General features: G+C 59.6%; 18 protein-coding genes. 6 read left to right on the forward strand and 12 right to left on the reverse strand.

The features are described 5' to 3' along the window. Positions 1-18 precede the first annotated feature (18 nt). On the forward strand, positions 19-675 hold the full coding sequence (locus tag FTE24_RS16625) for a hypothetical protein (protein ID WP_150232327.1): 657 nt from the start codon (positions 19-21) through the stop codon (positions 673-675). Positions 676-761: 86 nt separating this feature from the next. Here the strand turns inward: FTE24_RS16625 and FTE24_RS16630 are convergent, their stop codons facing one another. After that, entirely contained in the window at positions 762-1,658 is an 897-nt protein-coding gene (locus tag FTE24_RS16630) for an SDR family oxidoreductase (protein WP_150232329.1), read from the reverse strand. A 289-nt stretch (positions 1,659-1,947) separates the two neighbouring features. Here FTE24_RS16630 and FTE24_RS16635 point away from each other — a divergent pair, with 289 nt between their 5' ends. After that, a complete protein-coding gene (locus FTE24_RS16635; RefSeq protein ID WP_150232331.1) occupies positions 1,948-2,484 on the forward strand; it encodes a pyridoxamine 5'-phosphate oxidase family protein in 537 nt (178 codons plus the stop codon). 115 nt (positions 2,485-2,599) lie between these two features. Here the strand turns inward: FTE24_RS16635 and FTE24_RS16640 are convergent, their stop codons facing one another. Continuing rightward, entirely contained in the window at positions 2,600-4,303 is a 1,704-nt protein-coding gene (locus FTE24_RS16640; RefSeq protein WP_160441800.1) for a bifunctional diguanylate cyclase/phosphodiesterase, read from the reverse strand. Between the two features lie 338 nt (positions 4,304-4,641). Further along, positions 4,642-5,532, reverse strand: a complete 891-nt coding sequence (locus FTE24_RS16645) for a fructose bisphosphate aldolase (protein ID WP_141448531.1) — start codon at positions 5,530-5,532, stop codon at positions 4,642-4,644. 166 nt (positions 5,533-5,698) lie between these two features. On the opposite strand from FTE24_RS16645, the gene FTE24_RS16650 reads away from it, so the two are divergent. Continuing rightward, positions 5,699-6,685 carry a DUF4003 family protein gene (locus FTE24_RS16650; protein WP_160441801.1) on the forward strand — a complete coding sequence of 329 codons (987 nt, stop codon included), beginning with the start codon at positions 5,699-5,701 and terminating at the stop codon, positions 6,683-6,685. Here the strand turns inward: FTE24_RS16650 and FTE24_RS16655 are convergent. From FTE24_RS16655 to FTE24_RS16665, 3 genes are all read right to left on the reverse strand, one after another. Further along, positions 6,666-8,246: a glycosyltransferase family 39 protein gene (locus FTE24_RS16655; protein ID WP_150232337.1), complete on the reverse strand. Its 1,581-nt coding sequence runs from the start codon at positions 8,244-8,246 to the stop codon at positions 6,666-6,668. The genes FTE24_RS16650 and FTE24_RS16655 overlap by 20 nt on opposite strands. Before the next feature lie 181 nt (positions 8,247-8,427). Continuing rightward, positions 8,428-8,880, reverse strand: a complete 453-nt coding sequence (locus FTE24_RS16660) for a hypothetical protein (protein WP_150232339.1) — start codon at positions 8,878-8,880, stop codon at positions 8,428-8,430. Positions 8,881-9,069: 189 nt separating this feature from the next. Beyond that, positions 9,070-10,080, reverse strand: coding sequence for a DUF2262 domain-containing protein (locus tag FTE24_RS16665; RefSeq protein WP_150232341.1), 1,011 nt, complete (start codon positions 10,078-10,080; stop codon positions 9,070-9,072). A gap of 304 nt (positions 10,081-10,384) precedes the next feature. On the opposite strand from FTE24_RS16665, the gene FTE24_RS16670 reads away from it, so the two are divergent. From FTE24_RS16670 to FTE24_RS16680, 3 genes are all read left to right on the forward strand, one after another. After that, on the forward strand, positions 10,385-11,941 hold the full coding sequence (locus FTE24_RS16670; protein WP_150232343.1) for a hypothetical protein: 1,557 nt from the start codon (positions 10,385-10,387) through the stop codon (positions 11,939-11,941). Beyond that, positions 11,925-13,364 carry a sensor histidine kinase gene (locus tag FTE24_RS16675; protein WP_150232345.1) on the forward strand — a complete coding sequence of 480 codons (1,440 nt, stop codon included), beginning with the start codon at positions 11,925-11,927 and terminating at the stop codon, positions 13,362-13,364. Before FTE24_RS16670 ends, FTE24_RS16675 begins: the two co-directional genes overlap by 17 nt. A 175-nt stretch (positions 13,365-13,539) precedes the next feature. Then, positions 13,540-14,427: a prenyltransferase/squalene oxidase repeat-containing protein gene (locus tag FTE24_RS16680; protein WP_150232346.1), complete on the forward strand. Its 888-nt coding sequence runs from the start codon at positions 13,540-13,542 to the stop codon at positions 14,425-14,427. Between the two features lie 349 nt (positions 14,428-14,776). Here the strand turns inward: FTE24_RS16680 and FTE24_RS16685 are convergent, their stop codons facing one another. From FTE24_RS16685 to FTE24_RS16710, 6 genes are all read right to left on the reverse strand, one after another. Then, positions 14,777-15,484, reverse strand: a complete 708-nt coding sequence (locus FTE24_RS16685) for a DNA alkylation repair protein (RefSeq protein WP_141448523.1) — start codon at positions 15,482-15,484, stop codon at positions 14,777-14,779. A 179-nt stretch (positions 15,485-15,663) separates the two neighbouring features. Next, positions 15,664-17,250 (reverse strand): DEAD/DEAH box helicase, encoded by a 1,587-nt coding sequence (locus tag FTE24_RS16690; protein ID WP_150232348.1) that lies wholly within the window; start codon positions 17,248-17,250, stop codon positions 15,664-15,666. A gap of 148 nt (positions 17,251-17,398) precedes the next feature. Then, the gene (locus tag FTE24_RS16695) at positions 17,399-21,028 is read right to left on the reverse strand and encodes a cadherin-like beta sandwich domain-containing protein (protein ID WP_150232351.1); all 3,630 of its coding nucleotides are present in this window, start codon (positions 21,026-21,028) and stop codon (positions 17,399-17,401) included. A gap of 125 nt (positions 21,029-21,153) precedes the next feature. Then, complete coding sequence (locus FTE24_RS16700; protein ID WP_150232353.1) at positions 21,154-22,467, reverse strand: ABC transporter substrate-binding protein; 1,314 nt, start codon at positions 22,465-22,467, stop codon at positions 21,154-21,156. A 139-nt stretch (positions 22,468-22,606) separates the two neighbouring features. Then, positions 22,607-24,208 (reverse strand): response regulator transcription factor, encoded by a 1,602-nt coding sequence (locus FTE24_RS16705; RefSeq protein WP_150232354.1) that lies wholly within the window; start codon positions 24,206-24,208, stop codon positions 22,607-22,609. Continuing rightward, complete coding sequence (locus tag FTE24_RS16710; RefSeq protein WP_150232356.1) at positions 24,183-25,949, reverse strand: cache domain-containing sensor histidine kinase; 1,767 nt, start codon at positions 25,947-25,949, stop codon at positions 24,183-24,185. The genes FTE24_RS16705 and FTE24_RS16710 overlap by 26 nt, the downstream gene beginning before the upstream one ends. Between the last annotated feature and the right edge of the window lie 62 nt (positions 25,950-26,011).

Genomic DNA, 26,011 nt, shown 5'->3' on the forward strand with positions numbered 1-26,011 from the left:
TATAGAAGGAGTTTTTCGATGCGAATCACCTGCCTGCAAGACGAATGCAGTTCCATGGGTTATATCTATCTCATGCCGCCCGCGCACGAATCCGCTCTGACCGACTCCGGCCTGAACAACGACATCCTCACCGCGGTACCGGCCGATCGGCTGCGGATCGAACACGTGACCGAGCCTGCGGCAGAGCTGGCGGAGCGATTAGACCGGATGACCGCAGCGAAGCTCTCTTACTTCGACGATTTCGGCATCGGCTACGACACGGAGTACGGCAACGACGTGGACGAGAACGGTTACGTGACCGGAATCGAGCTGTCGCTGACGCCGGAACGCCTGATCGAACAGATCAACGGCGGGGCTTTTCGGGTCATCTCTTTGAATTGGAAAAAGAGAGCCTTCAACCTGCTGACGCTGGATTTCTCGCACAACGTATTCGACGAAGAGAACGTCCTGTACCGGATGAACGATCAGGACGACGTCTTCGCGGTCGTCGCCCTGCCCGAGCGCACGTTTCTCGACGAATCCGGGCAGGAGCAGACGCTTCAGATTCCGATCGCCGAGATCCGCGGCCTGCTGTCGGCCCGGGAAGATCTGTATCCGCTCGACTTTTGGCTGAAGCCCGACTTTCTTCTCGTACGCGACGCGCCGACGTACGACATGAACGACCTTTCTTTTTAAAAGCGAAAAACACCCCCGACCGAATCCCCGGCCGGGGGTGCTGCGCGTGCTCGGCATGAAGCCGAACGAATAGGGAGAGCGACGGCTTACGGAGAAACCATCCCGCCGTTTGCGTTCAGCGTCTCGCCCGTCACATAGCTGGATTCCTGGCTGGCCAGGAACACGTAAGCGGGAGCCATTTCGACCGGCTGTCCCGGACGTCCGAGCGGAGTCTGGGAACCGAATTCCGGCAGTGCGTCCGGCGGTTGTCCGCCTGCGACCTGCAGCGGCGTCCAGACCGGACCCGGCGCGACCACGTTGACGCGGATGCCTTTTTCGCCGACCTGCTGCGCCAGCGCTTTGCTGAACGTGTTGATCGCGGCTTTGGTCGTCGCGTAATCCAGCAGGATCTCGGACGGGCTGTACGCCTGGATCGACGATGTGTTGATGATCGAGCTGCCCGGCTTCATATGTTTGATCGCCGCTTTGCACAGCCAGAACATCGCGTAGACGTTCGTCTTGAACGTCTCGTCGAACTGCTCCGTCGTGATCTCGTCGATGCTCTCGCGGAACTGCTGCTTGCCCGCCACGATCGCCAGAATGTCGATGCCGCCGAGTTCCTTGACGGCCGTCTCGATCAGATTCACGCAGTAGCTCTCGTCTTTCACGTCGCCCGGCATCGCCACCGCTTTGCGGCCTTCGGCTTCGATCAGCTTCACGACTTCCTTGGCGTCCGCTTCTTCTTCCGGCAGATACGACAGCAATACGTCGGCGCCTTCTCTCGCATAGGCGATCGCCGCGGCGCGGCCGATGCCGCTGTCCGCTCCGGTCACGACCGCTTTGCGGCCAACCAGGCGCTCTTTGCCGACGTACGTCGTTTCGCCCGAATCGGGAATCGGGTTCATCTCTTTCTGAAGGCCCGGGCCTTCCTGCTGCTGTTCATATTCCGGTCCGGCTTTCGGATACTGCGTCGTAGGGTCCTGCATCTTGTAGAAATCGCTCATGATTGAATGCCTCCTAGAGTATGCGAAATGGGGTTGGGGATTGAACGAACGGCCGATGCAGCGAAAATTTCTCGCCCGGCACCGCCGTACTCGTCTCTTATGTAACCGCCATAATTCCGATTTAAACGAGGCACGTTCGGGTAACGCGAAAATTTCGGGAAATTCTGTTCCGAAAACGAAAATTCGCTACCCGATTCCGTTTTCGCAGCCGATCGGCGTTTAGCCGCGAAGCGGGACGTTTAAGGGATAGCAAGATGCCCGGAAAGCCAACGGGAAAGGAGCGATATTCATGTCCAAGTTACACACAAACGCCGCGACTTCCGATCCGAAAGCGATCGAAACCGTCCGCGACCTTATTCAAGACATCGAAACGGCGATGCTCACCACGGTGTCCGACACCGGTCTGGTCTCCCGTCCGATGAAGACGCAGCATATCGAATTCGACGGAGACCTGTGGTTCCTGACGAAAAAGGATACGTCCAAATACGACGAGATTCTTAAAGACCCCCGCGTCAATCTGGCTTATGCCGGCAAGTCGTACGTCTCGATCAGCGGAACGGCGGAATTCGTCGAAGACGACGCGCGCAAAAAAGTTCTCTGGAACAAAATGTACGAGAAGATTCTCGGCACGCCTTATGACGATCCCAACCTCGTTTTGATTCGCGTCACGACGGACACGGCCGAATATTGGGAAAGCGGAAGCGCGGTCAAGATGATCACCCATCTGCTCAAAAAAGCGGTCGGCAAAGGCTCCGAGCCCAAGTCCGAACCGGGCCTCAACGAGACGGTCGACCTGGAATCGGCCCCGAAAGCGCCGAAAGAATAAAATTTTATGCCCAGCCCCATAAAGCCTTACTATGAATAGTCCTATGTAAAAAAAGGATTCCCGCGGTAGACGGGAATCCTTTTTGGCATGCTCTTGCAAAGCGGTCACCGCCGGCTTATTCGCCGCAGCAGGCCTGCAGCAGCCGGTGCGTGTTTGGCCGCAGCCGATCGAGCGGCTGCGGCCGCGAGAAATAATAGCCCTGCAGCTTCAGGCAGCCGAGCGACATCAGCAGCTCCCGCTGCTCGGCCGTCTCCACGCCTTCCGCTATGACGGACAGGCCCAATTCGTCGGCCATGGCGACGACGCCGCGAATCATGGCGCGGCTGACGCGGTTGAACGACGCGTTCTGGATCAGCGTGCGGTCGATCTTGAGCGTCTGGACCGGCAGCTCCTGCAGCAGGCCGATGCCCGAAGAAGAACCGCTGCCGAGATCGTCGAGCGAGAACGTCACGCCCCATTCGCGCAGCATGACCAGTTGGGGCAAAATATGCGAAGCGTCGAGACGCTGGGTCGTTTCGTTGAGTTCGATCTCGATCTTGCCGGGCGGGCATCCGGTCTGCGCGAACACTTCGGCCGCAAGTTCGACGAAGTACGGATCGCGCAGCGATTTGACCGTGATATTGACGTGAATGCGTTCCTCCGGCATCAGGATCGACTGGGCGAGGCAGGCTTCGCGCAGCACCCACAGATCGACCTGCTCGATCAATCCGGCTTCTTCCGCCGCCTGGATCGCTTCGACCGGAGACACGATGCCTCGCTCCGGATGGTTCCAGCGAAGCAGCGCTTCGTAGGCGCTGACGGCTCCGCTTCCCGCTTCGACGATCGGCTGGAAATACAGCTGGAGCTCGCCGCCCTGCAGCGCCTGGCGCATGTCCAGCTCCGCCTGCTGATCTTCGATCCGGAAAATGCTCATGCCGGCTTTGCCGCCTTTTTTGATCCGGTACATCGCCGTGTCGGCCCGATCGATATATTCGCGCAGCGAGTCGGCTTCGAGACAGGCGCCGATCGACAGCGTCAGCGGTTCCTCGTGGTTCGACAGCGGCATGTCTTCGTCGCGGAACGCCGAGACGAGGCGCTTGACCGCCCGCTGCACCTGCTGCGCGTCGTTCGTCGGAATGACGATCACGAATTCGTCGCCGCCGTAGCGGCAGAGCAGCCAGTTCTCGTCCGCCGCTTTGCGGATAGCGCCCGCCAGCGATTGCAGCACCCGGTCTCCGGTCGTATGCCCGTAATCGTCGTTCACTTCCTTGAAGTTGTCCAGATCCATGAAGATGACCGCCTTCGGCGAATCTTCGAGTTCGCGTTCATAGATCGATTCCAGCGCGTTATAGCGCAGAAATCCGGTCAGGTCGTCGAAATACGTCGTCTCTTCGAGCCGGATCAATCCGGAGATAACCGAGGCGACGTGGGTCAGCCGCTCGACGTCCTGCGCGTTGAAAACATGGTGACGATCGAGCGCGCAGATCGTTCCGTACAGATCGCCGTTCGCCAGCCGGATCGGGACGCCGAGAAAGCTGGCTTTGCCAAGATCCGACGTGATCGGCATTTCCCGCGTCAGCGCGCAGGCCGTCGTATCTTCGATCATGACCGGGCCGGCTTCCAGGCCGACCAGACTGCAGTAGGACAAGGAATAAGGAACGACGCTGCCTTCCTGGATCATCTCTTCCCCGGTGTTCCAGGCGCTGACGATCGTATTGTGCCTGCCGTTATTGTAGGCCATAAAAAATGTATTCGCGTCGATGACGGAGTGTAACAGCGAGAACAGCGTTTTGGACGTGATACGGATCAGATCTTCACGCTGTTCTTTCATCGGTTTCATCATAGGCCTCCATAGGTCTTGGGTTGCGCATGTATTGGGTATATAAGCCCATTATAAACGATAAGCTAGCAGGCGTCACGTTTCATATAGTCAAATATTTCTACTTTTTTCGCTATTTTTCCTGTATTTTCGACATCACCCATTTGAATGCTTCCAAATTCAATTTTTATCGGCTTAATTGTGTAGATCAGGCTGGAAAATAGAGCTGCCGACAGACTTTTTTTTCGCGCGCGCCAAAAAGCCGCTGCGGCCCGTTGGCGTACACGGGCCGCAAGCGGCTTGAACTTGGCGAGCGGAATGCGAACCTGCCGGCCCGGCGCTTCCCCTCTTTTCCAATATTAAGACTTGATCGACGCCTGATAGATTTTCTCGATCGAATCCGACAGCGTATCGTCGAACTCCTGCTCGGTCTGCCCGAAGCTGACGCCTTCCGCGAGCGCGCGGGAGAAGCTTGCGATCAGTCCCGGATTGCGGGCGAGCCGCTCGTTGGCTTCTTCGCGCGTATAGCCGCCCGACAGCGCGACGACGCGCACGACATGCGGATCGTCCATCAGTTCGCTGTAGAAGCCGTCTACGGCCGGAATCGACAGCTTGAGCATAACGAGCACGCCGTCTTCCAGCTGGCCGAGCTGACGGATCAGTTCCGCTTTCAGCAGGCGTTCGGATTCTTCCCGGTCTTCGCTGTGGATATCGACTTCCGGTTCGATGATCGGCACGAGGCCGGCAGCGAAAATGCGGCGTCCGAATTCGAACTGCTGCTCTACCGCCTGCTTGATGCCTTCGGCATTCGCCCGGTGAATGACCGAACGCATCTTGGTGCCGAAAATGTTCCGGTCCGCCGCCCGTTTCAGCAGCGCATCGAGATCCGGCATCGGCTTCATCAGCTGGATGCCGTCTTTTTCAACGTCCAACCCTTTATCGACTTTGAGGAAAGGCACGATGCCTTTTTCTTCCCACAAATAGTCCGCCGTCGGTTTGCCGTCGATCTCGCGGTCCATCGTGTTCTCGAACAAGATGGCGCCCAATATCCGCTCCGAATTGAATGCCGGGCTCTTGATGATCCGCGTACGCATCGTATGCACGGCGCCGTACATGCCTTCTTCGTCCGAGTACGCGTCTTCCGCGACCCCGTACAGCAGCAGCGCGTTCGGCGTGCTGCCTCCGCTCTGGTCAAGCGCCGCCACGAACCCCTGGCCGCTCCGCATCCGTTCCAGCTGTTTCTCGTTCATCTCCATCTTCCTTTCTTTTTTAAAAGTGGTCAGTCATCCTTAAGTCCCTGTATTCATTACCCGAAAAGGAGCCGCTCCCCACCCTGTCTTTTTCCCGCGCGGGAATATGGTACACTTTGGGCAGGAGAATATCTCCCAAAATCCCGTAAAACTGCGAGGTGCAGCCATGAATCCGACGGACCTGAATCGTCTTCAATTACTGGTGTCGAACACGCAATCGATCAAGAAGGAATTTCCCTGGCAGCATGCAAGCCTTGTGCGCCTGGCCGCTCTGCTGTATGCGGTCGAAGACAAGGAAGCCGATCTCTTTTCGATCCGGGCCTGCCACGAGTCGATCAAGCAGAGTACCGGCGCCCTGTCGATGTTCCGGGGCAGTCTGTCTTTTGGCCTCTCGGCGATGCTGTCGCTGACCGGCGATCCGCCTGGAGCGCTGAACGACACGCTCGGCGCCTACGAAGAGATGAAAGCCTATTCGTTCAAAGCATCCGACTATCTGGTCGTCGCCGCGTACGAACTCGCCGGCGGCGCGCAGCCCAAGCGGCGGACAGAGGTCATCCGGCGCGCCCTGTTTTTCTACGACGGCATGAAAAAGAACCACCCGTACCTCACTTCGCACGACGATTACATTTTCGCTGTCATGCTCGGCTTGTCGGAGCTTGAGCCCGAGCCTGCGCTTGCGCGCATGGAGGAGATCTACGCCGAATTGAAGCCGGACTATCACGCCACCAACAGCCTTCAGGCGTTGAGCCAGGTGCTCGTGCTCGGCGATGCCGATTCCGCTGCGCTGGACCGCCTGGCCGAGCTGCGGAGCACGCTTCGGGAGCGCAAGCTGCGCATGGACAAGACGTACACGCTGCCTTCGCTCGGTCTGCTGGCGCTGCTGCCGACGGAAGTGCGCCTGATTGCCGACGCGATCGAGCAGGCGGATGCCTATCTGCGCGAGCAGAAAGGCTTCGGCGGCTGGCACGTCCAGGAACAGGAGCGACTGCTGCTGTCTTCCGCCGTCGTCATCTCGCGCAGCGTGAACGAAGCGGCGCGGCAGCTGTCGTCGCCGACGCTTGCCGCCGTGCTGACCCACCTGATCGCTGCGCAGCAGGCCACGATGCTGGCCAGCCTGACCGCGATCACGGTCGTCAATTCTTCTTCGAATTGAACAACCGCCAGCTGCCCGCCAAGACCAGCGCGTCCCGGAAACCGAGCGTCGACAAGACGAGCAGCAGCGGGTAGACCGGATACAGATACCGGGATTTGATCTCCCACAGCAGATAGAAAGCGATAAATCCGAGCAGCACGAGTACGGGCAGCACTTCTCCGAAGCGCCGGGCGCGAATGCCGGTCGCGAGCCGCACGGCGGACAGCAGGTACATCAGGATCGTCGAAGCGTGGACGAGCGCAAGCAGGCCGGAACGCGCCGGCGAATCGCCCTGGAACAGCCGGGTCAGCCACGTCTCGTACGCATAGCTTCCGGCGATGGAAGACGCGCCGGGGCGCGGCGACGACGATTCATTGCCGATGCCGTAGCGGTCGATCTGGTACGTGCCTTCGGTCCAGACCCAGATCAGCTTTTTGGCATACATGCGCAGCAGTTCGCCCGGCGACGCCTGCGACAGCTTGTCGGCGATCGAAGCTTTGTACAGCGCGACGCTGGCCTGCCCGTCGAAGTCCGCGTCATGCTCATAGATGAGATAGCTTTTACCGTTGTCCCAAAAGCCGAAGCGCTCCGCATCGATGCCCATGTTCAGCCACATATAGACCGGGGCGGCCTGCTTGAGCGACGCCGCATCCGTTACGCCGCCTGCTTGCAGCGCGGCGTTTTGCGTCCAGCCCGGCACCGGGAACAGCCCCGCGAGCACGATCAGCGCAAGCAGGCCGCGGCGCACGCCGAGGCGGCGCAGATGCAGCAGCACGTACAAGGTCGCGGCGATCAGCACGATCGCGCCGATGCTGCGAAAAGCGTTGCCGAGCGCAAGCAGGGCCGACGCCGCGGCGACATACCCAAAATGCCGGGTACGCACGAAGCGAAGCACGGCGTAGATCGCCGACGTCAGCAGCGCCGTTCCGATCACGTCGTTGTAGATCAGGTTCGGCATGAGCAGCGCCGGCACGTAGCAGGCCGCCGACAGCAGCGCCGTATAATCATTTTCCCGCGGCCGGCCGGACAGCTCCCGATAGATCAGGTGGACCATCAACGTCGTCAGCAGCGAGAACAGAATATTGAACAGCTTGATCGTCACATAGCTGTCCGGCAGCAGCGCCAGCAGCGTCTTGAGATACCAGACGATCGGGAAGTTGAACGGAAACATGTGCAAATAACCGCCCGGCTCGAACGTCGAATAATCGCCGCGGTCCAGCATGCCAAGCGCAAGCGAGAGCACCGTTCGGGAATCGTCTGTCGGCAGCCGCGGCAGCAGCAGGATCAAGACCAGCTGCATGATGAACGACGCGGCCAGCACTGCCGGGACAACGACGCGCGGCCGCAGCCGGTTGAGGCCCCGGAACGCCCGGTGCAGCAGCACGGCCAGCGCGGCCAACGCAAGCAGCAGCCCGAGCAGCCCAAGCGGCTGCTGCGGCTGCAGGACCGGATTGTCGCCGTAAGCGGCGAAGTTGTAGACGGCCCGCACGAAGAACGATGTGCCGAAGAACAAGGCGAAGAATGCAATCAGGATCACGTAGAAGATTTTCTCGTAGAACGTTTTATTGAACAGATGCGGCATGGCTCGGCTCCTTCGGGACAAAATCTTTTCGCTTGCGAAAAGGTCTGCCCCATTATAAACAAGCCGGCTGAAAAATGGCTGAACGCCCGGGCGCAGCAAAAAGCGGCCCGCCGTTCCGAGCCGCGCCGCCTGCTGTATTCAAGCCCATTCTTTTCAAGATTTTTATTTCAAGTTTCTCATTTCAAGTTTTTTTCGGCTCCAGCCGGATCGTCTCGGTTCGCCCGCCCTCGTCCCAGATCAGCAGCAGCTCTACCGTGCCGGCTTCGTCGGGCGAATATTCCGTCGTGGTCAGATCGCGAAGCAGATAGAGCGCTTCCGCCGGAGACTGCTTGACGTCCAGCGTGCCGCTGCCCGATTCGATATCCGTTCCATAGTACGAATATTTCAGTTCGCCTGTCGGCGCCGAGCCCGCCGCCTCGTAATGCACGGTCAGGCGCCCCCGCATCTTGCCTCCGCCTTCGGGGATATACATCGCGTACCGGGCTGTCCACGCTTCCCCGCTTCCCGTGTACTCGCGCACGCTCGAAGCGGCCTGCCCGTTCGGGACCGCCGCTTCGGAAGCCGGCGCAGCCGAACGCTCCGGCGTCTCCGTCTCCGCGCAGCCGCCGAGCAGCGCCGCGATCAGTATCGACATCCCTACGACCCCTGCCCTTTTTCCGTACATCCCCGTGCCCCCTTTCACGCCGGCCGCCTGCCGAACGTCTTTGCTCTTATGGTATTTGTAACCGTTTTTGCCTATAAAAAAACGAACCGGAAGACGCTTTCCGGTTCGCGCATGATCTGGAGATTCAGTCGCTTCGGCAGCCGCCGGCCGGGGCCTGCGTCAGCCCAGCAGTTCGGCGGAGCCGAATCGCTCGTCGGCACCGCGTTCGACGCGGATCGTATGGCCCGCGAACAGCTCGCCGTCGTCGTACCACAGCGTCAGGCGTCCGTCCTCGCCGATCGTCAGCGAGCCGAGCGTCAGCCGGGCGGCGAATCCGGCTTCGTCCAGCGGCCGCACCGCCCCTCCGTCCTCTTCTTCGCCGGTCCAGACGTCGTTTTTGAGGTCCAGCAGCTGCCTCGCGGCATACCTTCGCGCGGCGGCATCCAGCTCTTCCAGACGGCCTGCCGCCGCTTCGAGCATCGGCCGCATATGCCGCGCCTCCGCGGGATCGGCCGTGTCCAGCTCCACGCCGACGACGTCGTTCCCGCGGCGCAGTTCGCCCGCGAACACCTGCCGCTCCGCGTCGAAGGCAAGCGGGCTCCGCCCTCCGCTCCACGGGATCGGCGGATTGTCGGCTGCCTCGCGCCTGGCCGGCGGAAGCGCGATCTCCTCCATCGCGTAAAAAGCCTCTTCGATCTCGGCTTCCGTGACGCCGTCCATCACGAGGTCCAATCCGGCGAAAGCCCGGCCCATCTGAAGCATCGACGCCTCGACGCTGCGCCCGTCCGTCGAACGCAGCCGAAAACGGCCGCTCGGCGCCTCTTCCGCCTGCTCTGCGTCCACCGCTCCGGCCGAGCCTGCCGGGCCTTCCGGTCCTGCGTACCGAACCTCAGCCGGCTCGAAATCCGCCGGCAGCGGAATATGCGTCCACGACGAACCGCCGTCTTCGAAGCCGCGATGCAGATCGGCGCACAGCCGGGACTCCGCGCCCGGTTCGGGCCGCTTGTTCAAGATGCGCACCCGGCCGTCCGCCCGACGGATCGCGTGCTTGGACTGAAGCAGCAACAACGCCGAACCGTCCGGGGCAGACGCATGCGGCGCTTCGAGCGCCGCGAGTTCCTCCGCGGCCTGCCGGTCGCCTCCGTACGCCCGCTTCATTCGCTCCTGCAAGAATGAAGAATCGATATACATCTATAAACGCCTCCTTGGCGGAAGCGGCGCTGTGGCGGATTGGGGCCCGAGCGCCGCGCCTGCCGCATTTTTCGGTTTTGGGTCGTGTTTCGGGATTGGTCGGAATAAGCCTTTTTGCGGCTTTCCGCGATCGTTTTCGGCCGGCTTTGACCCCTTTTGCCGATCACGTTCCGATTTTCGTCGTTCGCCTCTTGACCTCGCCTCTTTTAACTGCGAAAATGAACCGCCGACCCTTGGATTCGCAACATTTGCGTCCAAAAAGCCGATAACTAACAATAGCCTCATCATATAAGGAGAACCGTCTATGAATGCACTCAAAACCGCCGGCCTGCTGCTCATTCTGCTGACGGCCGGCTGCGGCCGAATCGCTTCTCCCGGCGATCTTCTGCACGCTCCGAACCTTGCCGGCGAAGAGCAGTCGCTGTACCGCGCCGTGCAGCCTTTTCTGCCGGCCGGCTATCAGCTGACTACCCCGGACCAGTCGGATCAGGGCAGCGCGATCCGGCTGGCCGATCTCGACGGAGACGGCGAGAAAGAACTGATCGTTTCCTATAAGAGGCCCGAAACGGATTACGAAGTCAACGTCCTCATTCTAAGCCAGACCAACGGCGCCTGGCAAAAGTCCGCCCTCATTACCCGCAGCGGCATCAATCTGGACTATCTCGCGATCAAGCCGCTGTTGAACCGTTCTTCCGCGCAGCTGCTGCTCGGGTACGACGGCGGCGGAACCGGCCTGCCCAAAGAGCTGTACGTCTACTCGCTGACCGGAGCCAAAGCCGAACCGATCCTGCACCGTTCGTACGAACAGATCTCGACCGGCGAACTGCTCGGCAACGGACTGAGCCAGATCGCGATCGTGCCGCCTTCCGAGAACGTCGAGAACACGCGGTCGCGCATCGAGATCCTCGGCGAGAAAAACGGCGAAGTGACCGAAATCGCGGAACGCCGCACCGAAGGTACCATTCTGAGCATGAAGATCGACCAGGCTTCTTCGACGCGGATCGGCTTGTTCGCGCAGGTGCTGGGCACGACCCGCTCGGGATACAGCATGCTGCTGGCCTGGGAAGACGGCCGCCTGGCCAATATCCTCTCGCTGCCCAAAGCTTCGTACGATTCCCGCGCGTTGAGGCAGGATCTCCGGCTCGGACCGCCCGACTTCAACCCCAATCTGGCCGCAACCGGACAGAAATGGTGGATCGATTATCCGGCGAACAACCGGGACGTCGACGACGACGGCATTCTGGAGATCGCGATGCCCAATCCGATGCCGGGTTCCGACGATGCGTCGGGCACTCCGCAGCTGTGGAGCGATTCGTATTACCGCTGGGACGGCGAGAGCCGCATGCGGTTCGTCGAGGACCGCTTCTGGCAGTGGGGCTACGATCTGCGCATCCCCGATCGCTGGCAGGGCAAATACCGGATCGAACTGCCCGATGGCAATCCGGAATCCATCAGTGAAGTCCGGTTCATGTATACGCCGGAGGCCGATTCCGACGCCGAAGCGAACGCGGGCGACGATTCCGCGGGCAGCGCTTCCGCCGACAACGCCGATCCCGCTCCCGAAGCGGTGCTGTTGACGCTGCGCCAGCTGTCGAGCGAAGAATGGAACCGGCTGCAGCCGATGCTGGACAGCCGCCAGACCCAATACGTCGTGCTCGGCGACAAAAATTCGATGGTGGCCGGCCATTCTTCGCAGATCACGATCGCGCTGCTGCCGAATGCGGCCACCCGCCTGTCCGGCGAAGACGCCGCTTCGTACGAAGCGCTGCGCCTCACGGCGTCGGAAGTGAAACGGCTGGCCGGGCTGGATGAAGACAGCCGCGAAGAAGAGGAGGCGTTCAGCCATGTTGAAGAGCATTAGGGGACGGCTCCTGCTTCAGATCGGCGTACTGCTCCTGACGATCATCCTGCTGTTGGAGATGATCTTCGCCGCGGCGGTGTCGACCTATTATTTCGACAGCGCGCGGCAGATCGTGCAGTCCCGCGCCGTCACCGCGGCCACGCTGTCCAATCAGTTCATGGAAGGGTACACGCTGCAGGAACGGGCCCGTTACATTTTGGAAAATCTCGTGCCGGGCGAAAGCAGCCGCGTCGAAGTGCTTGATCCGGAAGGCCGGACGGTCGTCGATTCGTACGGCTTCTCCTCGAACCAGCGCATTCGCACGACCGACGTGCGAATCGCCCAGCAGGGCGGCGTCGGCAGCTATTCCGGCTACTCGCAGGCATTCCGCCAGCGGATCATGGCCATCTCGAGCCCGCTCGTCAGCTATGGCGAAGTGATCGGCACGCTGCGCTTCTCTGTCTCGGCCGAACCGCTGTACCGCGAAGTGGTGAAGCTGATCGGCTGGTCGATCGGGATCGGAGCCGGCGTGCTTGCGCTCGGCGTGGCGCTCAGCCTTATTATCGCCCGCCGCATCGTCGGTCCGGTCAAAGAACTGACGACGATCTCCCGGCAGATGGCGACCGGCGACTTTTCCGCCAAAGCCGTCCGCAAGTATAATGACGAAGTAGGCACGCTCGCTGATTCGCTCAACCATATGAACGAAGAACTGTCCAAAAGCGAGAAGATGAAAAACGACTTCATCTCCACCGTGTCCCACGAGCTGCGCACGCCTTTGACCTCGATCAAAGGCTGGGGCGAGACGCTGGTCATCGGCGGGCTCGACGACGAAGACACGACAAGGCTCGGGCTCGGCGTCATTACCAGCGAGACCGATCGGTTGATCGGCCTCGTCGAAGACCTGCTCGATTTTTCCAAATACCAGGCCGGCGAGATCCGTATGCGTTCCGTTCCCGTCGATCTGAACAGCCTGCTGCGGCAGCTGGATTTGCAGTACACCCATTCCGGCAACAAACGCGGCGTGACGCTGCATACGCTGCTGCCGGAAGGGCCGATGCCCATGCATGCCGACCTCAATCGGCTCAAGCAGGTGTTCGTCAACCTGATCGATAACGCGATCAAGTTCTCCGACCTGAACGGCGAAGTGCGGCTGACCGCCGCCTGCGCCGATCTGCAGGTGCGCGTCTCCGTGCAGGACGACGGCGAAGGCATCCCGGCCGAAGACCTGGAGAAAATCGGCCGCCGTTTCTACAAAGGCAGCTCCAAAATGTCCGGCAGCGGCCTCGGCCTCGCCATCAGCAAAGAAATCGTGCGCCTGCACGGCGGCCTGATCAAGATCGAGAGCGAATACGGCATCGGCACGACGGTCACCGTCACGCTGCCGCTCGTCGTGGACGAGCCGTCGAACGACGGGAAGCCGGACAAGCCGGATTGGCTGCTGTAAAGCTTTTGCGGCGGAGGCCGGACCTCTGTCCGGGCCGACTTCTTTTGTCGAGTTTGACGACTCGAACGGCCTTGATGACTCGGCCGACTTTGACGACACGACCGGCCTTGCCAATCATGCCGATTTCACCTGACCGACCTGATCCGCCATCCCTGTTCCGCCTAAGGAGAATCCTATGCCGATCACACCGACCGTATCCGAAGCTATCGAAGCTTCCGTTCTTTTTCTGGAGACGACCACGCATTTCGAGCCGTCGCATGACGAAGACAGCCGCCATAAATGGAACGGCGCCTGGTGGCATATGGCCGCCCTGTACGAACTGGGCGAAGTTCGCCGCATTCCCGCGTCCGCGATCGCGCAGGCGAAGCGGCTGCTTGAGACCCGCGTGTGGCCGACGTTCGTCATCGCGGACGGCGACGGGCCGTCCCGCACTCAGGACCTGGACAAGTGGGACTGCTGCCACTGCGAACTGGCCGTCTTTTACGGAATCCTGCAAGCGTACGGCTGCGATCTCGACGCCGAGATGCCGTGGATTCGCGACTGGCTGCTTGACCACCAGCTGCCCGACGGCGGACTGAACTGCGATCCCGACGCCTACGTCCATTCCCGCAAAAGTTCGATCGTATCGACGCTTCCGCCGCTCGAAGCCATTCTCCGCCATACCGACCGCCCCTTTACCGAGCGGGAAAAAGCGTTTCTGGACGAAGGCGCGCGCTACCTGATCGAACATCGGTTGGTCTGTTCCAGGTCGAGCGGCGAAGTGATCCACGCGGATTGGCTGAAGCCGTGCTTTCCGCGCTTTTTCGAATACGATATTTTGCGCGGCTTGTCGTTCCTGACGGAATGGGCCGGGAAACGCGGCAAGCTTCTTCCGGCCAAGTTCGCCGAACAGGCGCTGGAGCGGGTGCAGCCCGCTCTCGCCGGAGACAGCGTGCAGATTGGCCGGCAGGTATGGGACGCCGACGGCGAATGGGGCGGCGAGACGTTCGCGCTGCTGGATGCGCTTGCCGGCGTCGGCGAAGTGTCGGAACCGCTGAGCCGGCAGTTGAAAGCGATGCGGTAGGCGAGCCGGAACGATGAAGCGCTGGAGAGCGGAGCATTTTGTCCGCTTTGTAAGCGTTCGGGTCGCTTTCCCGGCGCGGTCGCGATTCTAACGAATCGTGATCGCGCTATTTGTCGTTTAAGCGGCTTTTTCGAATTCTAACGAATCGTAATCACGCTATGGCACCTCAATCCTGCCAAAACCCTCGAATTGCGGCCAATAAGAAGCTGACGATTCGTTAATCGCTCAAAAGAGCCGAAAAACCGCAAATAGCGATACCTGGGTTCGTTGGAGAACCACAGTAAAAAGAACCTTCGAAATCGAAGGTTCTTCGTCGCTTTTTATCTGCCGGATCCAATCGCCGAACCGCTCAGCACCGCACGTGCTTGCGCTTGAATACGATTCTTCCCCGGTCCGCGGCTTTGCGTATATTTTCAGAAGTCTGGAGCACTTTGCTTTTGGGTGTTCCCTGACCTACTTCGACGGGAGCCATCGCTTCGGCCGTTGCCAGCGCCCGTTCGTGCAGCGGTCCGTAAGAAACGGCTGTCGTATAGACGAAGTTGGCCATCGAATACTGGGCTCGTTCGGGCGCGGCGTGAATCGTCTTGAGCACGAGATCGAGCAGGCCGTCCAGCTTCTTCGCTTCGAACTCTTCGTCTTTGCGCGTGCCGAGCAGCCAGCAGTAGCAGCTCCAGCCTGCCGACTGCTTCAATTCGTCGCCGCTTGCGATCCATTTGTCCGCCACCGTCTGCGCGATGTCCGATTCCGACAGCGTCACCGCCACGACGAAATCGGAGATCATATAGAAGTAGGCGGCATCGATCCAGCGTTCAAAATCGGCTTCGGTCATGCGCGCGGGATCGGCAATGACCCCGGCAAAGTACATCGCGTCATAATTGCCCGTGGCGTACAGCTGCTCGGCCAGTTCCTGATCCTTCCGGATCTTTTTCGACATCGGCTTCATCGCTCCGGTCGCTACGCCGAATACCGGTTCGCACGCTCCGTTGGACATATACATTTTTTTCGAACGTTCTTTGCCGAGTTCTTCGAGTTCCCGCATAACCTCTTCCAGATTCATTGTACAGCCCCCCATGTTCATGATGTCGGATTTCTGGCCGTTTATAGGCACATTCGTTCGGGTTTGCCCCTCGAATATACGCTTTATTTTAATAAATGTAAATAAATTCAATACTTAATCTAACCGATAGTTGTTAAAAAAAAGGACGGAGTTCATCTCCGCCCTTCCGTCTCTCCCTGTTACGTTCTTGCTTTTTGCACTTTGAGCTGTTTGCCTTTGATCGTCGTCTCCTGCATCGCTTTCAGCACCAGATTGCCTTTGCCGTTAAGGATATCGACGTACGTCACGGTCTCCTGGATGCTGATGATGCCGATATCGTCCGCGGTCACGCCTTCGATGCGGGCAATCGTGCCCACGAAGTCGACGTTGCGCAGTTTTTTCTTTTTGCCGCCGTTAAAATACAGCTTCATAATGTTCGCGTTCAGCTCTTCGCCCCGGCTCTTCTTCGCCGCGGGGCGATCCCGCAGTTTGCGGTCGAACGCCGCCTGCGCCTCCGCGACCATATGCGCGGAAGGCTCTTCGAAGCGCGGCAGCTCGAAGCCGATATACCGCTCGATCGACGCGAGGAACTTGTCTTCGAAGGGCGTCACGAACGTGATCGCCGTTCCGCTCTGGCCTGCGCGTCCCGTACGGCCCGTGCGATGCACGTAGCTTTCTTTTTCCATCGGCAGATCGTAGTTGATCACGTGCGTGATCCGGTCGATGTCGATACCGCGCGCAGCCACGTCGGTCGCGACCAGATAGCGGAACTGTCCGGCGCGGAACTCGTTCATCACGCGGTTGCGATCGTCCTGCTCCATGCCGCCGTGAATCTTGCTCGACGGATAGCCGAGACGATCCAGTTGGGCCGAGACCGCGTCCACGTTCGCCTGCGTCCGGCAGAAGATAATGCAGCTGTCCGGATTTTCGGTCACGGTCACTTTGTGCAGCAGCGCCGCTTTGGCTTTTTCGCCCACCGTGTACAGCTTGTGCTGAATCTGCGTCTGGCGCTTGTCCGAAGCCGAACCGATCTCGATATCGACCGGGCTGCGCATATAGCGATGGCACAGACTCTCGACGTCTTTGGGCAGCGTGGCGGAGAACAGCATCGTTACCCGCTCCTTCGGCAGCTGCTTGATGATCTTCTCCAGCTGTTCGATGAAGCCCATGCTCAGCATCTCGTCCGCTTCGTCGATGATCAGGTATTGGATGCGTTCCAGATCGATCGTATCTTTCTCGATATGGTCCATCACCCGTCCCGGCGTGCCGACGACCACGTGATTGCGCTGCATCAGTTCGCGCTTCTGGCGGTCGAACGGCTGCTTGCCGTAGATCGCCGCCGCTTTGATTCGCTTGAAGCGACCGATGTTCATGATGTCTTCCTTGACCTGGTCGGCCAGCTCGCGCGTCGGCGTCAGGATCAGCGCCTGCGGGCGGCTCTCTTCCCATTGCAGCAGCTCGCACAGCGGAATGCCGTAAGCCGCCGTCTTGCCGCTGCCGGTCTGGGATTTGACCGTTACGTCTTTGCCGGCCAGCGCCTGCGGGATGACCTGCTGCTGGACCGGCGTCGGATTTTTGTAGCCGAGCGTATCGAGCGAACGGAGAATTTCTTCGCTGAGCCCGTAGTGTGCAAAATCGGACGTGCCCGCTTCGGCGGATTCCGCACCCGCTTGGCCCTGATCCGGCCCGTTCGGCTGTTCCTGCGCGTCAGACGCGGCGTTCGGGTCGGAAGTTTGGCTGTGTTGTTCTTGATTTTCTATATCGTTATTCGGTTGGCTTTCGCTCATTGGGGTTGAACTCCTTCGATTCTGGTATCCGCTAAGCGTAACACAGATCCGGCTCGTTGGGGACCGGCGTTTTGAAGATTGTGCGCCGGGTACCGGGAGAATCCCCGCCTCGAGGAAGCCAACCGCCTTGCGGCGGACTCCTCGCTTCTTATTCGCCGTCGTTCGCAGGTTCGACTGCGGCCGGCTCGGCTGCGGCTGGCTTAACGGCAGCCGGTTCGGCGGCGGCTGGTTCAGCTTCGGCTGGTGTGGCAGCAGCCGGTTCGACCGCAGCTGGTTCGGCCGTCGGAGATGCAGCGGCCGAAGGAGCGGCGGCCCGGCTTACCCGGATCTTGTAAGTCCGGTAATCGGTCCCGTCCGCGGAAGCCGTCGCCACGACGATCGGTGCCGTCGTAGCCGACAGGTTGATGACCGCCGAATCGGACCCGCTGCTGAGGGCGGTGCCGTTCACGCGCACTTCGGTCAGCGGAGCTCCGGCTGTCGGCCGGATCGTAAGGCCGTTCAGGTTCGCCGGCACGTTCAATTCGTAATCCTGCGTATTGTAGGCGAATTCGGGCGACAGCGGCAGCGCTTTGCCGTCCGTTCCGACGACTTCTAGCTTTTGCAGCGTGGAATCGAGCGCGGCCGCCGTTCGAACGACGGTCACCTGAACGGTACGTACCGTCGTTCCGTCTCCGGCCGTCACTTCGACCGGCACGGTGTTCTCGCCTTCGGCAATGGCGACGGCCGACAGTTCTCCGCTGACGGCCGGTTCCCCGTTAATCGTCAACGCCGCTCCTTCTGGACTGTTCAGCGTCGCGGTCAAGTTGACCGTATCTTTGAAATGCGGCACTTCCAGCCGGTACGCTTCATCCGATTCTTTGGACAGCGTTCCGAAGTCCGTCGTCAGCTCCGCCAGTCCCGCATCGCTGCGTCCGGCCGGAATTCCCTGGTACAGACGCACGTTGTCGACATGGACCGTTCCGTAATTCAGGCTGCTGGCCGAATAGGCAACGCTGCCGATATCTTCGATCGCGTTGCGGAAAGGCGCCTGCTCCACTACCGCCGCTCCGTTCACGTAGAGATCGTATTTGTCCGATGCCGTGTTCATGACCAGGCGGAGGTTGTACCATTTGCCCGGTTCGTAAGCCATCAGCTTCGTGGAATCTCCGCCTTTGTAGGCAATGATCTGTCCTTTGGAAAAAGCGAGCGATACGCCGGCATTCGCGCCTGCCGTTCCGTCGCTGCTGTAGACGTACGGCAGGTTGAACCAGTCGGCGCTGCCTGCGACGTCCAGCTTCATGACGTCCGCGGTCAGCGTTACGATGCCTTTGATCGTTCCCTTCGGGAACGATTGGGACAGCGAAGTGACGCCGCTGTTGCTCGAACGCGTCAGCTTCATGCTCTTGCCTGCGCGATCCGGCAATTCGGCGGCTCCAACCGTGCCTCCGTTGGCTCTGATCTGCCACGGCGCGGCCGGGGCGGCGCCAGGCTGCAGATCGTCAAAATCGCTTCCGTGAATAAGGCGCGCTTCCGTTCCGGCCAGATGCAGGTCCGGAGCCTGGCTCCGTTCGCCGGAACCGACCCGGATACCGGAGACGTTGGCCGGGCGGAAGCCGGCTTTCTCGGCCGACAGCGCATAGCCTTCGCCCGCCGCTACGGCCGGGAACGTGTAACTTCCGTCCGCGCCGCTGACCGTTTCCGCGACCTTTTGACCGCCGAGCGACAATGCGACGGTCACATCGGCGGCTGCGGCCTGCTTGTCGTCGTACACTTTGCCGGAGAGCGAACCGCCCGCCGCGTTGGAGACGAGCGCAAGATCGGTAGCGACGACGTTGCCTGCCCGAACGGTGAACGTCGCGCTTTCCGCCTGCGCGTACCCGCTTTTGGCGGCCCGCAGTTTCATAGTCCGTCCGACCGGCACATTGCGGATGACGTAACGGCCGAGGTCGTTCGTGACCGCCGGCGTTCCGCCTGCCGCGTCGGATACGGCTACGCCGGCAACCGCTTTGCCGGCTGCGTCGGTCACGCGGCCGACGAGCGTGGCCGTCGCAGTCGAATCGTCGTAGAATTCGAAAGCGCCCGGATCGGCTTGGCCGTTATAGAGCAGGCGCCCCGCAAAATCTCGGGCCGGCGTCGCGGCGCTGCCGACAATCGTCAGGCCGCGTTCGATCAGCGGGGATTCCGCTTTGAGTTGGTAGCCGCCCAGCGTGTTAAGAGCGGGCCCCTGCGCCTGCGAGCCCGTGCCGCCCGTGCCCGGGTTCGTCAGCATCGGATCGCCGAGCCGCGCATTCGCGTCGCTCGCCGGAGCGCCGAACGCGCCGTCCGGCGAATAATAACTGTTCGTATCGTAAGTAATCGTCGGGCTTTCCGTCAGCGCGCGGACCGGCCGCGTCGTATACAGAATATTGTTGCGCAGCCGGTAGGTCGATTTGAGCGAGCTGCCGTATCCGTAGACCATATAACCGCTCACTTCGTTGTAAATCGTATTGTTGTACACGTCCGCGACCGCTTTGGCGTCGGAGTGCAGATAGATCGGATACCGCTTGTTGTTCTCCAGTACATTGTAACGAATCACGGTGTCCCCAAACACGAATTGGCAGATCAGGATGCCGTCTCCGTTGCCGTGCATGTAGTTGTACTGGATCAAAATGTTCGTCGTGCCTTTGTCGGGGTCGATGCCGTTGGAATCGGCTCCGCCCGCTTTTTGTTCGGTGTTCATGACTTCGTTGTACTGGATCGTAATGTCGTCGGCGTAATACGCTTCGATACCCGAAGTGCCCGCTTTGTCGACCACGTTGCGTTCCACCAGACCCCCCCGGATTCCGGTCAGATACATGCCGTTGCAGCCGTACGGAGTACCCTGCTGCGTAATGAAGTTGTTGCGGATGACGATGCCGCTGTGCGGCGTGAAGTTCGGGTCCTGCGCGTCCTTGCGGGTTCCCCAGCCCGTCGGGACGATCTGGCTTCCGTCGCTTCCGTTACCGGCATACTGTTTGAAAATAATGCCGCCGAACGACGTGTTCTTCACCGTCGAATCTTCGATGACCACGTCCTGGAAGACGGTGGCGCGCACCGGAGCCCGAAGATTCGCCACGCTCGTATCGAAGACGATGCCGCCCGTCTTCTTCGAACCGTCCCAGCCGGTCTTGAACCGGATGCCCGGCGTCGGATTGGCCGGAATGCTGCCGCCGATCCAGGCGATCTCGCCGGATACGTCGTGCACGTCGACCGCTTTGATCCGGAAATACTGCAGTGTGCCCGCATCCTGTCCCGTAATATGGATGCCGCGGTAATCGCCGAGCGACGCGCCGGGAGTGGCGGACGGCGGCGTTTGGTTGGACACGTCCAGATTGCGGATCTCCCAGTGCTGCTGATTGCTCAGCAGGACCGCGTCCGCATGTTTGCCGTTGGCGCGAATCTTCGGCTTGTCGCCGCTGCCGTACCGGTCGATAATGATCGGGCGGCCTGCCGTGCCGGAGCCTTTGGGCGACAGCGTCTGGTCGTTCCAGACCGCTCCCGATTTGAGCAGAATCCGGTCGCCCGGCTTGAACGTCTGCGCGTTCGCTTTGGCCAGAGACTTCCACGGCTTCTGCTGCTGCACGCCCGCGTTCTGGTCGCTGCCCGCCTGGCTGTCGATATAATAATCGGTTCCCGTGCCTGCGGCCGCCGCCCCCTGCGTCGGCTGCGCGCCGGCTTGGGGCTCGGCTTGTCCCGCTGCCGGAAAAGCGCCAAGCAACATAATTGCAGCAAGCACACCGGATAACCAGGACTTTCCTTTGCGAACCTGAATTGAGCTCATGACTAACCTCCTGTCGTTTTGGAGAAAGCGCCGGATTCCCGGACGATGTCCCTATTGCCCCGGCAATCTCGTCGTTCTTTTTTCAAAAAAAGGATTGACCGGTATGTTGGCCAATCCTTTTCGTTTTATTTGCCGGCTTCCGCCGCGTATTGATCTGCGACTTTCAACAATTCTTCATAAGCCTGCTCCGGCGTCGACTGTTTGAACTGGACTTTCTCCACGACCGTTTTGTAGTCGTTCTTGAAGCTGCCCCACCCTTTGGGATCGTTGATGAACGGCTGCGCGTCCGGCGTTACCGTCTCCAGGAAAGCGAGCGACACTTTGTCCGATTCGCTGAACTTCGGCGTGAGCGATTCGACGACTTTTTTGTTGACCGGGGTTCCGCGGGTCAGGCCAAGCGTCTCGCCGGCTTGCGGATCGTTAAGCAGCCAGTCGATCACTTTGAGCGATTCTTCCTGATGTTTGGACTGCGCGTTCGCGCTCCAGAACATGCTCGGCTTCAGCCAGCCGCCCGACTCGGTTCCTTTCGGCATCGAAGCGAATTCGAACGCGCCCGGCTTGAGGGCATCGATCGAACCGACCTGGTTCGAGAACAGGTGTCGAGCTACGGCGGTCCCGTTCACGACGCTGTCGAGTTGGGGATCAAGCTCTTTGTCCGTCGTGCTGATATCGGCCGGAGTCAGGATGCCTTTGTCCCGAAGTTCGCTCATTTTGGTCATATATCCGATCCAAGTGTCTTTGTCGATAGACAGCTGGTTCTGATCGTTGAAAATATACCCTTTGCCCATGCTGTACTGGTAAGACGTGTAATCGACCAGATCGGAGCTTTGGTCCACGAACACGTATTTGTCGCTGCCAAGCTTCGCTTTGGCGGCTTCGCCGAACTTGAAATAGTCGTCCCACGTCCATCCGAAAGACGGCGGGGTCAAGCCCAGCTTGTCGACGACGCTTTTGTCGTAGACCATGCCCAGCGCGGCGACGCCGCTCGGAATGGCATACTGCACGTCTTTGACTTTGCCGCTGTTCACCGTGCCGGGTTCCATATCGGAGACGTTAACGCTCTTCAGGTCGCCGAGCAGTTCCCGGCCCGCATAGTCGTTTACGTAAGCGGCATCCATCTGAATGATGTCCGGCGCGTTATTGGCGGAGAATTGGACCGCAAGCTTGTCGAAATAGCCGTCCCAGCCGGAAAACTGGCTCTGGAACTTCACGTTCGGATGCAGCGCCGTGTACTGCTCCAGAGCTTTGATCGTGGCGTCGTGCCGCGTCTGCGAACCCCACCAGGCCACCGTCAAAGTGATCGCGTCCGCGTCTCCTTCTTTGGCTTTTGTGCTGCCCGAAGCTTGCGGTTCCCCTCCGCCGCCGCTGCTGCAGGCGGATACCAAAAGCATCGACATTAAAGCGGTTACAAAAACGGATTTCTTCTTGATCTTTTTCATGTTGAGACCCCCCTTATTCTTGAAGCCGGTAATTAGGACTTGGCTTCATAGTAGCACCCGGCCCGCCTGCCGAGTAGAAGGGTAATGAACAACAATCTTTCGTTATCTAATGATTATCCGTTCATTAGATAATGAAAGGTTAACGCTTGATCAGGTCGCTTGGACTGACGCCGCAATACTTTTTGAAAAGAGTGCTAAAATAAGGAACGTTTTGGTAACCAACCATCTCCGATACCTCGTAGATCAGGTAATTTCCGTCTTTGAGCAGCGTTTTGGCTTTTTCGATGCGGACGCGAATGACGTAGTTGGTCAGCGTTTCGCCGGTTACTTTTTTGAACAGCTGATTGAGATAGTTCTTGGAAATATATAACTGCGAAGCCATTTTGTCCAGCGTGATGTCTTCCGCATAATGCTCGTGGATATATTCGATCATGAACTGGACCGCTTTGCGGTGTTTTTCGTGAATCAACGGTTTATCCGCCTTTTTCAGCGCTTTGACCTGGGCCAGCAGCCACGCTTCGATACGCGAACGATCGGCGATCCCGTCCAGTTCGCGCAGGACGAGAGTTTCTTCCTCGCTTTTGTCGGACGAAGCTCCGGTAATCACCATGGAGTTTTGCAGCAGCATCCACAGTTCGGCCGCGGCCGCCCGGACTCCGGCGGGATCGCTCGGCCCTTCCGGCTGCCGGCGGTCCAGAAACAGACCGATCAACTTCGCCGTCTCGCCGTCGTCCCCGGCTTCGAGCGCCCGCTTCATCGCCTGCGAATAGTCGCTGAGCGAAAATTCGTCTCCGCCTGCCGATCCGACGTCGGCCGAGACGGTGCCGGAAGCGTCTTCGCGCGCGAAAAATTCCTGGCTCTCCAGCAGTTTCTGCATCGCTTCGTCCGCGGAAGCTTTGATTCCTTCGCGGCTGCTGACCGCTTCGCCGCAAGCATACCGGATTTGGATCCGGAGAAATTCGTTCAGCCGGTTGGCGATCAGAATGCCCAGTTTTTCCGCTTTGGCGGACAGGTCGGATCTGCCCGCACTTTCCCCGGCCGGAAGCAGCAGCGCCGAACGGTTGCCGAACACCCAGGAGAAGCTGGCGTCCGGCCACTCTTGCGCCAGCACTTCCCCCACGACGTTCGATACCGCGAACTTGAACAGGTTCCAGTCGGCCAACGAAATCCGGCTGATGCGCCCGCTCCACAGCACCTCGATCACCATGACGGCATAAGCGTCGTGCGTATCGGGGAAAGAGGCCTTTTCACCGCCTTGATCCGGCTCCCAGCCGTTCAGGACGGAAGCCAGCCACTGCGTTTTTTTGGCGTTTTCGCTCGGATTCGCCGATGCGTCGCGGGTGCTTTGGAACCTTTTGAGATACGTTTCTTCCAGCTTCTCGATCGTGGCGGACAAGACGTCGCGGATTTGATCGATCGTAATCGGTTTGCTCAAATAATCGTCCACGCCGAGTCGAATAGCCGTTCGCGCGTATTCGAAATCGTTGTAACCGCTCAGCACGATAAATCGCCCGGCGAAGTTGCGGCGCTTGAGCTCTTCGATCATCTGCATCCCGTTCATGAACGGCATATAGATATCCGTCAGCACGATGTCCGGATTGACTTCTTCGATCAGCTTCAGGCCGGCTTCCCCGTCGATCGCCTCACCGGCGAATTCGGCGTCCAATTCTGCCCACGGGATCGCTTTGCGCAGTCCTCTCACCACTTGAAAATCGTCATCGACGATTACTATTTTCCACATCTTCGCTGCCTCCCTTATCCGGTTGGTCGAACGTATTCGTCGGCAGCAGCGGCAGCGTCAGGCGAACTTCCGTGCCGCCTTCCGGCGCAGCGTTCAGCGTGAACCCGAACGCTTCCCCGAACAGCGCTTCGATGCGCTCGCGCACGTTGCGCAGCCCGTAACCGCCTTTGGCGCTGCGCTGCTGCTGCCAGCCTGCCGCAAGGCCGCTTCCGTCGTCTTTTATCGTAATATTCAGCCGGTTATCCCGTATCTCCGCGCGAATCACGAGCAGCGCTTCCGCCTGGCCGTGAAATCCGTGGATAAACGCGTTTTCGATAAACGGCTGCAGCAGAATCTTGGGCACGAACAGCCCGGTCGCGGCTTCCTCGATCTCGAACCGGTACCGCAGCCGCTCTTCCCAGCGTATCTCCTGAAACGCCAAATAGCTTTCGATATGCGCCTGTTCTTCCGAGAGCGTGACCAGGCTGTCGCTGTTGGACAGGGCGAGGCGGAAAAACTGCGCCAGATGCGACAGCATCCGGCTGATCCGCGGCTGATCCGCTTCGATCGCCATCCAGTTGACCTGATCGAGCGAATTGTACAAAAAATGCGGGTTGATCATCATTTGTAGCGTTTTCATCTCCGAAGCCCTGCGTTTTTTGTGCTGTTCGTCCAGTCGGCCATACAGCTGCTCGATCCTCAGCGTCAGGTCTTCGTATCCCTGGAACAGTTCGCCGAACTCGTTGCGGTAATCCTGGGGCAGCGCCGTTTTGTGCGTCAGGGAAAAAGCGCTCATCGCCCGAAGCAGCAGGCTGACCGGCTTGACGAACTGGCGCGACAGGAAGACGGTCAGCAGGAGCAGCAGCACGATCGTAATAAGGCCCATCGTCAGAATAACCTGCGTCTGCTTCAAATTGGCGGCCGTAATCTGCTTCCAGGACGTAATCTCGACAAGCGACCATTTCGAATCCGGTGAAGAAGACCAGACGAGAAACTCGTCCCCGGCCCGTTTCGCTCCGGCTTCCTGCGACACCAACTGATTCTTGATCTCCTGTTCGCTGCGGATAAAAAAGTCGGCGCTGCCGGAATGGGTAATCAACCGGCCGGTCTCGTCGAACAGCGCCAGGCTGGAACGCTTGTCTTCGGTCGTGATCAACGATTGGAACACCGGTGCGCTGACGTTGAACACGATGACGGCGGAAGCGCGGTTGAATTGGTTGTAGACGCGGCGCGCGAACCCGATCACGGGCTGCTCGCCGTCGTTGGTCCGGATCAAACGCTCGCCCAGCCATGCGTCATCGGATTGGCGAAGCTCGTCGTACCAGTCTTCCTGTTCGAGCTGCTTGAGCGAGAGAAACTGCACGTAATCCTGGATGTTGTAAGACGGCTTGAGGTCGGAGTAGACATGGATGGATTGAAGCGCGGACATGCTGAACACGTAATTGTTCAACTGCTGGCGGATTTCGGTCTGGCTGCGCAGCCGTTCGTACGGACTGCCGGTCAGCAGGTCGTCGCGGTCGTCGCTGAAATTCAGCGCGGCCGTATTGGAACTCTGCTCGATATCCTGGAGATAGGTATTCAGCTTCTTGTGCAGTTCGACTAACAGTTTTTGCTGATAGTAGGACGTGTTGCTCGCGATCTCTCTTGAACCGTTGACATAGCTGAACAAAACGATGAGACCGACGAAGACGACCACGATCACGGCAAAACCGAAAAAGAAAACGACGTCTATACGAAACGCCTTGAACGGGTTGACCCGCATGTCGATCCCTCCGGGGTACCAAACAAAGCTGCGATCGCTCGCAGCCTGTTCGTTACGGTAAA

This window comes from Saccharibacillus sp. WB 17 (genome assembly GCF_008634075.2).
In the GTDB taxonomy this organism is placed as follows: Bacteria; Bacillota; Bacilli; order Paenibacillales; family Paenibacillaceae; genus Saccharibacillus; species Saccharibacillus brassicae.